We start from the raw sequence: 13,047 nt of genomic DNA, 5'->3' as shown, positions 1-13,047 counted from the left end.
AGGTGATTCACCTCATTCTTGCCTATACAGTCCTTCAATTGGCGCAGGTAATGGGACCAAGGGGTTATTGCTACTATTCTGAGGCTCGAATTCCGGAGCAGGGCCTGTAAACCCACCTGTGTTATATATATTGGATAATGCCCGGATCTCTCCGGCGGTTCCAATCTGCAGCACCGAAGAATTAGTCACCGCTCCCACCCGAAGCTGCTGTATATTAATACATTGATGTACTGTTAGATTCACAGTGGATCACAACCTTAATTAAGCATTAGGTGAATCGATCAAGTCCGGATCGAATGTATTCGTGCTGCTGGCCTGGTTGTTTGTAATATTCGTACCAATACTATCGCCAGTGGTGAACGAGTTGGCGCCGGAATAAGCTTTTGAGGTACTGTCTAAATCAATGACGCCTGTATTTCCAACCAAGACCGTAGAACTGGGGCCCACGTTTACAATCTTCATATTGCCGATAATCGAAACCACAATTCCACCTCTTCATTCAAAATCATACGCTTGGATTTATTCTATGTAGTTGGAAGCCCAGATGTCACTCTAACATTCTTTCGCCCATATAATGAATTTACAGAACGAAGGAGGGATATAGAATGAACTCAAGATCCAAACGGCCTGACTGGTTGTCAAAGGACTCTTTTTTCAACAACAATTCGTTTCCATTCAAAGATCTTAATGATCTCAATGAGGATTTCCAGCTGGATCCAACCGTAATTGAGGATTATGTAAAGGATACGATAAAACAAGCAACCGCCGGAAATGAAATGCTGCCTAACCCTAATACACTTCGATATGAAACTTTTGATACCCATAACTTTCTTGTTGTAAAATGTTATATCCCCAAACGTGTCCATCCGGAAAACTTATGGATTAAGCTAAATCGGACACAGATTAAAATCCAAGGTTTGCCAAAAGAACAAAGCCAGACCATCGTCTTACCCGTTCCCATTCTTCCTGCACAAAGCATTGCGACCTATAAACAGCCTACTCTTCAAATTAAGATGCCAAAAATGTCTACAGGCCGATTTCGTGATATCAATATTCGTTTCTTATGAACTCCTATATCTTGCGATGTTTCGTCACAAACCAAAAACGGTTCCTACTGTCCTTTACTCCGGTTCAGCCTGCGTACAACCAATGTTGTATGCAGGTCACTGGATGATGCAACCATACGCATAACTTATACATTTTAACGGAATGAAGAATAGTTCCTATAATATGTATATTTCCCTCCCCACCATTTTCACTTTTGTGTAGGGACTATATAGGAGGTTGGGGTGTATTAGATCGAAGTTAGCTAGATAAATTGAAGTTATTTGCTTATTATGAATTTTTCATATGATGTATTATTCACTTATTAAGGCCGTTTTTCTACATTAAAATAAGCTGATTTCATGATGAAATCAGCTTATTTAAAAATCTATATGGAGGTCGTTGCCGGGTTTATTAAGCCTCGGATACTACCGTATAACGCTCATTGATATGCTTCGGCTGTTCAAGTTCATCCAATACCGCAATCGCGTAATCCTCGTAGCTGACATAGCTTTGACCGCTCGAATTGACAATGACATGGTCCTTGCCTTCCTGATAGCTGCCAGTGCGTTGACCTTTCGGATTAAAGAAGGCTGCCGGACTAAGAAACGTCCATTTCACATCAGAAGTTTGCTCCAGGTCTTTCAAATTCTCACCGGCGTGGAATGCTGTCGGATAATATTCCTTAGGAAAATCAGGAGTTTCCATGAGTCGCAAGGTTTTGGCTTCATCAACAAACAGGCTTCCGGCACCGCCCATCACAAACAGTCTGGTATTCGTGCCTTTCAGAGCTTCTATCAATACTCGGCCTACTTCCACATATTGAGTTTCCTGCCCAGGCACCGCCGCAAAAGCATTCACGACAACATCGAAGCCTTGAAGATCGGCATTAGTCAAATCCAGCACGTTCTTCTCCAAAATGTTAATACTGGAATCGGAGACCTTGGATGCATTACGTACAATTGCCGTTACTTCATGACCGCGTGCTTGTGCTTCCTTGAGAATCAGACTTCCCGCTTTCCCTGTTGCACCGATAATACCAATCTTCATGATGAATCTCTCCTTTATCAATTGTATATACAAATGAGGGGTGAAAAAGAGGCTTTATATTCCCTTTTTCAATATTTCACTGGATTCATGGAGAAGTTTAGTTAATTGTTCGCTATGTTCCTTCCCCAAGAGGGAAACATACTGTCCATACAGCTGTTCAAAATATTGGTTCAGCTCCTGATATAACAACTTCCCTTCATCCGTTAAAAAAATATGCGTTTCTTTCCATTCGGATTGGCGCAGTACCAACTGCTTCTCCTCCAGCTTATCAATGAACCGGGTGCTTGTGGATGGAGCAATCGATAACTTATCGCTTAGCTCTTTCTGCGTTATGCCGGGATATTGATGGATTACCACCAGAACATAGGAATATGTTGGCGATAAACCAGCTTTGGCAAAAGCTTCCTCCGCCATCTTGGTCATCGAACGAGCAAACCGATTCGATGTAAAAAACAAGCATGAGCTTAGTATGGAATCATCGATGTTCATAACCAGTCACCTCTCATTTGTATATACAAATTAACACGAAGCTAATATTTTGTCAATAACTTTCTTTTGGTTAGTTTGATGATTGATTTTATCCTTTTCGTCGTAACTAGGTACGGGTGAAACCGTATATAGTTTGCCTGAGAGATAGGGAGCGCTTTTCTTCATTGTTATGAATTTTTCATATATTGAAATAATCACCTTATTTTTATAATTAAAAAAACCTATATCGCACAAGATGTGGATCAAGTCGTCTACCCTGGCGAGGGCACAACTCTCATCTCCAACATGACAAGTATGGAGCATATCATCCACGTGTCCGAACATCACGGCATCGATAGCAGTGTCTTAAATGCAGCAAAAGCGATTGCCCAAAGAGCAATCCATACCGGTCAAGGAGAAGATAGCTTCTCACGCTTAGTCAAATATAATCGCCCCACTGCTTAAAATGCTGATTTGACTCTTGCTTCAGATTAAAATACTAAACGGAATATAAACAACGAATAGGCAAGTCAAACAGGTGACGAAAGCGTCCCCTCTTGACTTGCCTATTCGTTGAATTCGCTGTCTCCTTAACCCTTGACGGCTCCTTCGGTCAAACCTTTTTGAATATACTTTGAGATAAACAGGTACACAATCAGCACCGGAATAACGGTCAGAGATACTGCCGTAGCCATCAGGCCAAAGTCTGTTCCGTATTGGGAACTGATCTCATTAAGCAAGGCAACGATCGGACGGACATTCTCTTTGTTTACAAAGATCAACGCTGAGAACAAGTCATTGTACGACCACATAAATACAAAAATACTTGTCGATGCAAATACAGGCTGCGAGATCGGAACGAATATCTTAACAAACATCTGCCATCGGTTGCATCCGTCCATAAAAGAAGCTTCTTCAAGCTCTTTCGGTATCGTTGCCATATAACCGGCAATAACCAAGGTCGCAAACGTCAGATTGCCTGCCGTTTGCGGGAAGATCAGGCCCCAGTACGTATTGACCAGGCTGGTTTTGATAAGAAGCTCATATACCGGAACTACGGTAGCAAACGCCGGGATCAAAAGTGTCGCATACAGAATGGAATAAATCGTGCGCTTGCCTTTAAAGTTGAATCTGGACAGCACATAAGCGGCTAGTCCTCCGAGCAATAACACCAACAATACGGTACTGAAGGACATCACCAAGCTATTGATATAACTTCTTCCGATATTGATGCGGTCAAATGCGTTCTGATAGTTAACAAACACCGGTTCCCATGCGATACCAAAGGAATTATTCATCACATCGCGAGAAACCTTGAACGAGTTATTCACGATCCAGAATAACGGATAGATGGTTGTTAAGGACCACGCTGTCAAAATCACGTACATCAACGTGGTGCCTAAACTAAACCGACTTTTCCTAACGCGCTGAGTTTTGTGTTCAACGACGATGGTTGGCTCCATAACAGTACACCCCTATAATGCTTAGTATGTAATCTCGTCTCTTTTCATCAAACGGTTGGCAATCAATGCAAGCAGTACGCCAAAGATCACCATGTATATAGCAACCGCCGATCCGTAACCAAAGTTCTGATCCACCATGGCCTTTTTGTACATATACGTTCCCAGTACTTCCGTTCCATTCTGGCCGCTTGTAATGACCCAGATGAACTCGAACACCTTCAACGTTCCCGTAATGGCAAGGGTGATAACAACCTTAATGTCACTCATGATGAGCGGAATTGTAAGCATCGTTGTTTTCTTGAACCCGGTGATTCCTTCCAATTTTGCAGCCTCATAATAATCCGCGGGTATTTTGGACATGGCGGTCAAGAACAGGACGAAATAAAAGCCCACATAATGCCATACCGTTGGAATCGATACTGCCTTAAGCGCATTCTTCGCATCCAGCCACAGAATCTTCTCAATGTTGAAATTCGCCAGCAAATTGTTCAGCAAACCAAAGTTGTAATTGTAGAACAATACAAATAATAAGGAAATGGCCGTACCGGATATGACAACCGGGAAGAAAAAGACAGTTCGATAAAACCCTTTGAGCTTGGAAATGTTATCTACCAGGACGGCCAACACAAGTGCGATCCCAACCTGAAACACGATAACATAGAGCATGATTTCCAGCGTGTGCAATGTTGCAGCGCCAAGTAGTTTATCCGTAACGAGTCTCTCATAGTTAGCCCATCCCACAAACTTTTTATCGAAAAAGCCGCTTGTGCGATAAAAGCTAAGATACAAACTCTTGAAGAACGGATAATATAGAAAGATTGTCATGATGGCTGCTGCGGGTAATAAAAACATCACAATGTACTTGCGATCACCCTTCATATTAATCACCCTTGATGTTTATTTTTCTTCATCGTCCTTGCCGAAATGACTACGCCGCCCAAATGAAAGCAGAGGGGCGGCGTAACATCACTTTTAATTCTACCGTTTTTGATGAAAACTATTTTTTGTTGGCATCCTCGGTTTTCTTCGCTTCTTCGATAGCTTGAGTAGGAGTCTTCTTACCTTCCACTACAGGCTGAACATTAGCACGAAGGTTACCAAACGTTTCTTGCGAAACTTTACTGTCAACCGGTGCAACGATGGTAGCTGCTTTAGCTGCCATAGCGAAACCGTCAAGAGCTACTTGCGGCAATCCAGTCACTTCAACGTCAGCAGCTGGTGTACCACCGTTCGCTGAAGCGATTTTTTGAATAGATGCCGGGGAAGTCAGGTGTTTCAGCAAAGCGATTGCCGCTTCTTTTTTGGCTGTATCATCATAAGTGGCTTTGGAGAGGTAGAAACCGGAACCGAAACCGCCTACGATGTCATTACCGCTACCAGCGCCACCAGGAACCGTAGGGAATGGCAGAACTGTCGAGTTGTCACGAGTATCATCGCTCCAACCGCCAACTGCCCAAGATCCTTCGATGGTCATAGCAGCCAGGCCTTCACTATAGTAGTTGCCGGACATGCTCAGGTCGATCGTTGCTGCATCTTTAGGGAATGCGCCCAGGTCATACAATTCTTTCATAGCCGCATACGCTTTTTCCCAGTTTGGATCGATGCCATCAAGCAGACCTTTGCTTTGGCTTTCAGGACCTGCTGCGGACAAAATCGTATGCTCGATCAGGTAGTGGGATTGGTCAAATGGTACGGACAAAGGAATAATGCCTTTGTCAGATAACGTTTTCACAGCTGTGGTCAATTTCGCCCAGTCTGTTGGAAGCTCCAGACCATTTTCTTCAAAGATCTTTTTGTTAACAAACAAGCCTTCATAGAAACCGGTCAATGGTGCAGCGTAAATGTTACCGTCTTTTTGCTTGGCAAGCTCAAGCGCGTCAGGAATGAAGCCGTTCTTCCATTCAGCGTCAGCGTCGAGAATTTCGTTCAGCGGCACAACTTTACCGGCATTGACGAATCCTTCTGCGTCAGCCCCGATGAAGTAGAACAGCAAGTCAGGCTCGTTGCCGCTGTTCATGTCGGTGTTAACTTTCGTTCTGAAACCGTCATCATTTGCGGACATGGTATCGTTGTCTATCTTCACGTTCGGATGCTCCTTCGTGAATTCATCCAACGCTGCCTGGAAGGCTTCGCGAGCTGCGTCAGTTCCTCCGAAAGTCGAGAACACGCGGAGTGAAACCGGAGCGGCTTCATCCTTCTTCTCATCTGCCGGCGGAGTCGTTTCCGTCTTCGGAGTATCTCCTTCAGCAGCAGGAGTGTTGGTGCCACTGCTGTTACCGCATGCTGCTAGGAACATGGAGAGCAACAACATGACACTCATGAGTAACATGGAAGTCCTTTTCATTTCTAATCCCCCTAAGTATTTTTTTCAGAACCTTATGTAAATACTTGCTGTCTACCAGAATTTTATTCCAAGCCCTACTGGTTTCAAAGGGGGACATTCATCTTTTGCAGGGGGAAATTTTTCCATGTCAACTTTTTTCGCTTCATGCCTCCCTTTTTAAACTAGGAAAATGTGCTAGGTATAGAGGAAGCCAGATGAAAATAATGCAGTGGTTAGATCAGGAAATGGATGGGCATTTCTCTATTATGAATTTTTCGTATGTTGAAATAACATCATCATTTACAGTCATGGTTTGCAATCTTCTAAGCAGCAAAAAAGAGCCTGTCGAGATCTCTCGACAGGCTAATACTAGGAATTAAAATATTGCGAAGGATTATGACGAACCGGATCAATATATTCCTCATATCGACCGCCCGTATAAGATTCAATGACTTTTCGCCAAAACGCCTGCGCCGGTATATTGCTGCTCACTTGCGTCACCTTCCAGCGTCCCTGGAACTGATCGAACAGACAGGTCGCCGCCCAAGTCCCCAATCCCGTTCGCCGATATTTTTGCATAACAAAAAATTCCGTCATGTAATAGTCCGCTTCTGCGGCGTCATCCATTCGCTCGATCAAAGCAAACCCGGCTGGCCGTTGATCAAACGTAATCAGATAAGGGTATTTCCGTTCCCGCTTTTTCCAGAACTCATCCAGATCCGGATAGGGTAAAAACAACCCTTGATCATTTACCGAAATATCCAGATACTTGGTGAAATCATATAGGTACAATTGCATTAAGTTTACGATAACGGCTTGTTTCCGCTTCGGAACCAGCTCAATTCCCATGCGTTCCGCTCGTTCTGAAATCATGCTGCCGCCTCCCTGGCATATCATCTATCATTTTAACGCGTCATATCTTCATCATAGTATCCGCTCATAGTGAAACACAAGCGCAATAACGGATCAGTGAGCACCGTGATCTGACACCTGCAAGCACGATAGACTTTCCATATGTTACACTAGTAATTAATGACACAGGTCATCGCTATAAAGACAATTATTCGAGGTGGAACATGAATATACAAAAAGATATCGACCGTGCAAGACTCGATGAGAAATCGCCGGACATGCCTTGGTTCGTACTGCAATTTATCGACTACAAGCTCCCGGATCTCTCCCCCTCCACCCTGCTCGAATATGTAAGGGATTATGAAACGTTCTTTAATTGGCTCCGGTCGGAGGGGCTGTCCCAAGCAACCTCTAATCGAGAGGTGACGCTGCTCGAGCTGGAGACGCTGCGCATGGACAGCATCACCAGTTATCGATTATATCTGACTACGCGCCGGGAAGGGACCAACTCCAGAATCACGGTTTCCCGCAAGCTCTCATCGCTGCGCTCCCTGTTTCATTATTTAAGCCAGATTGCAGAGGACGAGGACTTTTACCCGCTTCTCAAGCGTAACATCATGGCTAAAGTGGAAATTAAGCGAATTCATAAACCCAAAGATACGGCTGCCAAGTTAAAAGGAAAAATACTGGAAGAAGAAGAGCTTCAGGATTTCATTACTTACATTCACGAAGGTTATGGGCTGGATGTGGAGCAGAACAAACAGGCGCTCTACGCGCATGAGCAAAATAAAGTCAGAGACGCCTGTATCGCCAGCCTCATATTAAATTCCGGCCTTCGTGTATCCGAAGTGGTCAATTTGAATCTGGCAGACATCGACCTGAACAATAAAATGCTCCATGTCTATCGTAAAGGTAATAACGACGAAACCTTTAAAACCCCGGTCTACTTCCGTGCGCAAGCCAAAGACGATCTTGAATATTACCTGCAGCTTCGGCAGGCCCGTTACAAGGTGCCGAAAAAAGAAAAGGCTCTGTTCGTTGCACTGCGTAACGGCCAGAACGAAGGGCAGCGCATGACCAAGCGGGCAATTCAGGCGATGATCATCAAATACGCCAAGCGTTTTGGCAAGCCAGCCCTAACCGTGCATAAGCTGCGGCATTCGTTTGCAACCGACTATTATCTGCAAAATGATATTTACAAAACCAAAGAACAACTGGGTCACGCATCCACCGAGACAACCGAAGTGTACGCCCACTTAACGGACAAAACGATGTCCGAGGCGATTGAACGCCGCTCCGATGATTAACCACAACTTCTTTATAATGACAGCAGCACCGACGTAATCCGCTCTGTGTCATTCCAAGTAAATAGGGGAACCGCTAGCCGCTGCTGTATCTCATGCAGGGCTGACGGTTCCTTCAGCATTTCAGGACGCACCACAATACCCCTGATCTCTTCAACTTGATCCACTAGCCCAATATCCTCCGTTCCTCGCAGCAGTACGAGCTTCGGATAAGGCTGCATCTTATAGCCCTCAACAAGCACCAGCTCAAAATCGCTGTACAAATGGACTAACGACGCAAGTTCCAGCTCCGTTTCCATCAGCATCGCCGTACGCCCTGGCGAAGCGATAGCAATCCCCTCGGCTCCCGCCTCACGGAATTTGTACGTATCTGTCCCTTCGTGGTCCATTTCGAATCCGTGCCCGTCATGCTTGATGATGGCTGTCCGAATGCCATGCCGTTTCAACAGTGGAATCAAGGCGGTTATCAACGTGGTTTTGCCGCTGTTCTTATAACCGCATACCTGGAAAACCTTCATGTCCAGGTTCCTGGCAGAACGAGGACCTGTACGGCTTGGCCTTTAACTGCACCTCGAAGCTCTGGCGGGATCACGATTAAACAGTCACTGTCTTTGATCGTGATCATGACACTCGATTCATCAAGGGATGCAGGTGTGGCTACAAGCTTGCCGTTTGACACCTTAAGGCTCCCCCGGACGAAACGGGTAAAGTTGTTCACTTTCGAGTAATCCGAACCCAATTCTGCCGTCCATTCGGTTAAGAACAACTGCTCCATGCCAAGCATCTTGCGGATCGCAGGTCTGACAAACAACAGAAATCCCACATAACATGCCCCCGGATTACCCGATAGCGCGAAGAGCAGTTTACCATCCTTAACAGCCGCGGTTGTAACACTTCCGGGACGCATCGTGACTTTATTAAACAGCATGTCCAGACCGCCGGATGTCACCAGCTCCCCCATAATATCGTAGTCGCCTACTGAAACGCCGCCTGTCGTAACCACGATATCATACACCTGCAGCGCTTCCTCCACCTTCTGGCGGGCAAGCTCGATATCATCCGGGATCGCCTCCATAATCACTGGCACACCACCAGCTTCCCGAATTTGCGATGCGAGCATATAGGTATTGCTGTTTCGGATTTTACCGGGTTCAAGCGGCTCGGTGATGTCCAGTAGTTCGGTGCCCGTCGAGAAAATTCCTACCACTGGCTGACGATACACTTCAACCTGATGTATGCCGAAGGTAGCCAGAACTGAAATTTCTCCAGGCCCGATCAGAGTTCCTCGGCGGAGGATCAAATCACCTTCCTGAAGCTCGAATCCGAGGGGAGTGATATTCTTCCCCTTCTCGATGGACCTCTTGAAGCCTACATGGGTTAAGCCATCCTCCATTCGAAGCTCCGTCGCTTCAAGCATAACGACAGCATCCGCCCCTTCCGGGACTTGAGCGCCTGTCATGATGCGGGAAGCCTTGCCTTGCTCGATCGGGATTGAAGACACATATCCGCACGGGATCTGGTCTACAACCTCGAGCCACACCTTTCCCCCTAGATCGCATGCTGCCAAATCCGCTGAGCGAACAGCATAACCGTCCATGCCCGAACGTGCAAAAGCCGGAAACGGGTGAGGGGCGATGACATCGGAAGCAAGCACACGTCCATCACTATCCTGCAGCCGAATGAACTCCTCCTGACCAAGCCCTGCATATGAAGCGGCAAGCGCTTGCGCGTCCGCTACCTGTAAAGCGCGCCGATCAAATTTATGATTTTGTTTCTTAGGCGATATCGAATGATTATCCTTCACAACGCATTCCTCACTTTCTGACTCAAAGAAACCTGACATTCTTACTGTACTACATTCTGAGCAATCTTCAAACCGAGCCTTCGGCTCATATGAAACCCTTCTGCTCGTACAAAAAAGCGCATGGTCACCAGACCATGCGCTTATAGACTCCTTGCTTTACCTTCGTCCCCTTCGCGAGATCTTGCCAGATCCGATTCGGGTCTTCGGCTTCTTGTACGATTTCGTAGGCGAATCGAACAGCCCCCCGCCGCTTTCGCCGCGCTTAATCGTGCCGCGGTCTCCGCTTGTATCCGGATTTCGTCGGAATAGGCCTCCACCGGTACCGGCAGAATCCTGACCGCGCCGAGTAATCTTCCCGCTCCGGTCCACCGTCAACGGCGGAGCGATCTTCTTATCCTTGCTTGTCGGCTTCTTATAGTTACCTTGTGCCGGTTTATACACATCTTTACTTGTATACCCCCGGTAACCTCCGCCGCCCATCGAATCAAATAAATTTCCGATCAGAACTGCCGTTAAGTAACCTTGCAAAAAACTTGAATCATAATTGCGCTGAACATACTCCCTGGAATCGATCTCGATCAGCGTATCGGTTGGCTTCTGGGGGTCCTGCTGCAAATGGTAATACTCATCCCCATACACCAGAAACATCCGCTCGGTATCCGCAGGAGACGATTGATCCGGCGTGTTTGCCGCCGTGAGCTCGTTTGCAACATCGGGAACGCTTTTATCAGCTGCCCGGTATACATAGGACGTTGCATTTCCGTCTCGATTGACGGATTCCAGCGGATAGGTATCCTTGATATTCGGCGCTCCGCATCCACTCAATAATGATACGAATAAACTCAGCACCAATATGATTTTTATTGATATAAAAGAGCGTTCCTTCATGCCACCACTCCTAAGTCGCCCGGATAACTCGAACGTCCCCCGGTATCACTTTCTCGCCTTCATACAACATAAACCGCCCGTTCTGCCATTCAATTCGCAGCAGCTTGTAATCATCCGATTGGTATTGCCATACATGCTGCTCCCCACTTTGCGTAAACGCAGTACGACCCGTAATCGATACATGTCCCCTGTATTCCTCTTCCAAATGAAAGACATGATCGTCCAAATCGATGATGGACGGTACCTCATCCGGAGAGTCCAGCCGTCCATCGATCGGAGCGTATAACGCATACTGAACCGTCTCGCGTTCCTCAATATGCAGATAAGCAATGGTGCTGCCATCCTGAAGCGTCAAGACGACCGCATTACGACCGCGATTGTGCACACGACCCGTGACTTCATAAGTGACTAGAGACACTTCACAAATATCGCCGGGAGCCAGCTGCAGCATGCTTTTCTCTACCTTGGGCGGCTCCGGCTTACTAAATAAATTGCTGATTCTTTTCCACATACTCATCTTTCCTGTCCCCTATCTCCATTATGCGTTCTATAGGCAAGCGGTAATAATTAACGCTCCAACTACATGCAGCGAACCTGCAAATAAACCGTATCCCGTCTTTCCCTCGCGGGTTCCTTTGTCAAGGTTCAGCTTGCCGAAGTTACGCAGCATGAGCTCTGTCAACGATTCGAGAATCAGCAATATGATAAACGAAATGATTGATACCACTATCGCCTCAAGTAGATGATATGACGTACCAATCGACACGGATAAAATATACCCTTGTGCGAACAGTTTCAATATCAGTCTTGTGGTTACCGCCATGTTACCCGCTTTCACTTCTTCAAGATCGTTATATTTCGTGAACAGGGAATCCACAAACATCAAAACAAACAACAGCAGCCCACCGACAGCTGTCCATAGCAATACACGCAAGATCATATCAAAATCCATCTCTAAGCCTCCACATTCAACATACAAAAAACTCCCTTAAACCCGGGCTGCCTCAATTGAAGACAGACGTCTAATAAAAGGATCTTCCCTTATATCTACGATCAAACAAAAGCGAAGGAGAAGCTCAGCTGCATTCAGCTCTGCTGTTTCTCCCTCGCCCCCTGAACAATATAACTGTTAGACCGCTAAAATCCATTATTACTTGTTCTCGTATTGTTTCATCAAGGCTGCAAGCTCATCCTCAACGACTTTGTCCTTGCCAAGGTTCTCAAACTCTTCATCAAGGGATTTCTCACTTGACGACATTTCATTGCTTGCTTCCGCACGAGCTTCCATAGCCAGCATCTTCTCTTCCATTCGTTTCAATCCGGCCGATGCTGTATCAGTCCCAAACCCGTTCATCGCTTTGTTGATCTCGGTTTGCGCTTTAGCGGCATTATAACGAGCGACCAAAGTTTCACGTTTGTTCTTCATCGCTGTAAGCTGCTTGCGCATTTCTTCCAGCTTGCCGCGCAGATTGTCGGCTGCCAGTTTGTTCTGATCGTAGCTGGCTTTGTACTCATCACGCTTGGCCTCGGCGGCCTTCTTCTCTTCCAGCGCGCGGCGGGCAAGATCAACGTTTTGAGCTTGTGCTGCGGTATGCGCTTGCTGCGTGCGTTTTTCCACAAGCGCAGCTTGCTCTTCATAAAGTGCTTTAAAGCGTTTCTCAATGGCAATTTGTGAAGCTACCGCTTTCTCAGCATCCTCAAGATCTTCCGTCATATCTCGAATGTACTGATCCGTCATTTTAATCGGGTCTTCCGCCTTGTCGATAATGGCGTTAATATTGGACATGGTCAAATCGCGCAATCTTTTAAATATGGACATCGTTCTCTTCCTCTCGCTTTCACTTTAAAATA

General features: G+C 46.1%; 17 protein-coding genes. 3 read left to right on the top strand and 14 right to left on the bottom strand.

The annotated features are described in order from the left end of the window. Positions 1–12 precede the first annotated feature (12 nt). Positions 13–243: a spore germination protein GerPB gene (locus tag MKY48_RS13230; protein ID WP_339293109.1), complete on the bottom strand. Its 231-nt coding sequence runs from the start codon at positions 241–243 to the stop codon at positions 13–15. 18 nt (positions 244–261) lie between these two features. Next, on the bottom strand, positions 262–483 hold the full coding sequence (locus MKY48_RS13225; protein WP_339293108.1) for a spore germination protein: 222 nt from the start codon (positions 481–483) through the stop codon (positions 262–264). 122 nt (positions 484–605) lie between these two features. Between MKY48_RS13225 and MKY48_RS13220 the strand changes: the two genes are divergently transcribed. Next, the gene (locus tag MKY48_RS13220; RefSeq protein WP_339293107.1) at positions 606–1,067 is read left to right on the top strand and encodes an Hsp20/alpha crystallin family protein; all 462 of its coding nucleotides are present in this window, start codon (positions 606–608) and stop codon (positions 1,065–1,067) included. Positions 1,068–1,458: 391 nt separating this feature from the next. On the opposite strand, the gene MKY48_RS13215 is transcribed toward MKY48_RS13220, so the two are convergent. Then, the gene (locus MKY48_RS13215; protein ID WP_339293106.1) at positions 1,459–2,094 is read right to left on the bottom strand and encodes an NAD(P)-dependent oxidoreductase; all 636 of its coding nucleotides are present in this window, start codon (positions 2,092–2,094) and stop codon (positions 1,459–1,461) included. A 54-nt stretch (positions 2,095–2,148) separates the two neighbouring features. Next, on the bottom strand, positions 2,149–2,583 hold the full coding sequence (locus MKY48_RS13210) for a MarR family transcriptional regulator (protein WP_076321209.1): 435 nt from the start codon (positions 2,581–2,583) through the stop codon (positions 2,149–2,151). Positions 2,584–2,820: 237 nt separating this feature from the next. On the opposite strand from MKY48_RS13210, the gene MKY48_RS13205 reads away from it, so the two are divergent. Continuing rightward, complete coding sequence (locus MKY48_RS13205) at positions 2,821–3,027, top strand: hypothetical protein (protein ID WP_339293105.1); 207 nt, start codon at positions 2,821–2,823, stop codon at positions 3,025–3,027. Between the two features lie 125 nt (positions 3,028–3,152). On the opposite strand, the gene MKY48_RS13200 is transcribed toward MKY48_RS13205, so the two are convergent. From MKY48_RS13200 to MKY48_RS13185, 4 genes are all read right to left on the bottom strand, one after another. Beyond that, a complete protein-coding gene (locus tag MKY48_RS13200; RefSeq protein WP_076321208.1) occupies positions 3,153–4,025 on the bottom strand; it encodes a carbohydrate ABC transporter permease in 873 nt (290 codons plus the stop codon). A 21-nt stretch (positions 4,026–4,046) separates the two neighbouring features. Then, a complete protein-coding gene (locus MKY48_RS13195; protein WP_076321207.1) occupies positions 4,047–4,904 on the bottom strand; it encodes a sugar ABC transporter permease in 858 nt (285 codons plus the stop codon). Between the two features lie 118 nt (positions 4,905–5,022). Beyond that, positions 5,023–6,369, bottom strand: coding sequence for an extracellular solute-binding protein (locus MKY48_RS13190; protein ID WP_339293104.1), 1,347 nt, complete (start codon positions 6,367–6,369; stop codon positions 5,023–5,025). 348 nt (positions 6,370–6,717) lie between these two features. Next, positions 6,718–7,221, bottom strand: coding sequence for a GNAT family N-acetyltransferase (locus tag MKY48_RS13185; protein ID WP_339293103.1), 504 nt, complete (start codon positions 7,219–7,221; stop codon positions 6,718–6,720). Between the two features lie 203 nt (positions 7,222–7,424). Between MKY48_RS13185 and xerS the strand changes: the two genes are divergently transcribed. After that, on the top strand, positions 7,425–8,507 hold the full coding sequence (gene xerS, locus MKY48_RS13180; RefSeq protein ID WP_339293102.1) for a tyrosine recombinase XerS: 1,083 nt from the start codon (positions 7,425–7,427) through the stop codon (positions 8,505–8,507). Between the two features lie 11 nt (positions 8,508–8,518). Here the strand turns inward: xerS and mobB are convergent, their stop codons facing one another. The 6 genes from mobB to MKY48_RS13150 form a co-directional block, all read right to left on the bottom strand. After that, positions 8,519–9,022 (bottom strand): molybdopterin-guanine dinucleotide biosynthesis protein B, encoded by a 504-nt coding sequence (gene mobB / locus MKY48_RS13175; protein ID WP_339293101.1) that lies wholly within the window; start codon positions 9,020–9,022, stop codon positions 8,519–8,521. Continuing rightward, positions 9,019–10,308, bottom strand: coding sequence for a gephyrin-like molybdotransferase Glp (gene glp, locus MKY48_RS13170; RefSeq protein ID WP_339272447.1), 1,290 nt, complete (start codon positions 10,306–10,308; stop codon positions 9,019–9,021). The genes mobB and glp overlap by 4 nt, the downstream gene beginning before the upstream one ends. 156 nt (positions 10,309–10,464) lie before the next feature. Beyond that, the gene (locus tag MKY48_RS13165; RefSeq protein ID WP_339293100.1) at positions 10,465–11,196 is read right to left on the bottom strand and encodes a DUF4247 domain-containing protein; all 732 of its coding nucleotides are present in this window, start codon (positions 11,194–11,196) and stop codon (positions 10,465–10,467) included. Between the two features lie 10 nt (positions 11,197–11,206). Beyond that, positions 11,207–11,713, bottom strand: coding sequence for a DUF4178 domain-containing protein (locus MKY48_RS13160; RefSeq protein WP_339293099.1), 507 nt, complete (start codon positions 11,711–11,713; stop codon positions 11,207–11,209). Positions 11,714–11,743: 30 nt separating this feature from the next. Further along, on the bottom strand, positions 11,744–12,148 hold the full coding sequence (locus MKY48_RS13155; RefSeq protein WP_076321198.1) for a DUF350 domain-containing protein: 405 nt from the start codon (positions 12,146–12,148) through the stop codon (positions 11,744–11,746). A gap of 198 nt (positions 12,149–12,346) precedes the next feature. Next, entirely contained in the window at positions 12,347–13,015 is a 669-nt protein-coding gene (locus MKY48_RS13150; protein ID WP_215154938.1) for a PspA/IM30 family protein, read from the bottom strand. Positions 13,016–13,047 lie beyond the last annotated feature (32 nt).

The sequence above is a fragment of the Paenibacillus sp. FSL W8-0187 genome (assembly GCF_037969755.1).
Taxonomy (GTDB): Bacteria; Bacillota; Bacilli; order Paenibacillales; family Paenibacillaceae; genus Paenibacillus_AQ.
This window is presented reverse-complemented; position numbering and strand designations above follow the sequence as displayed.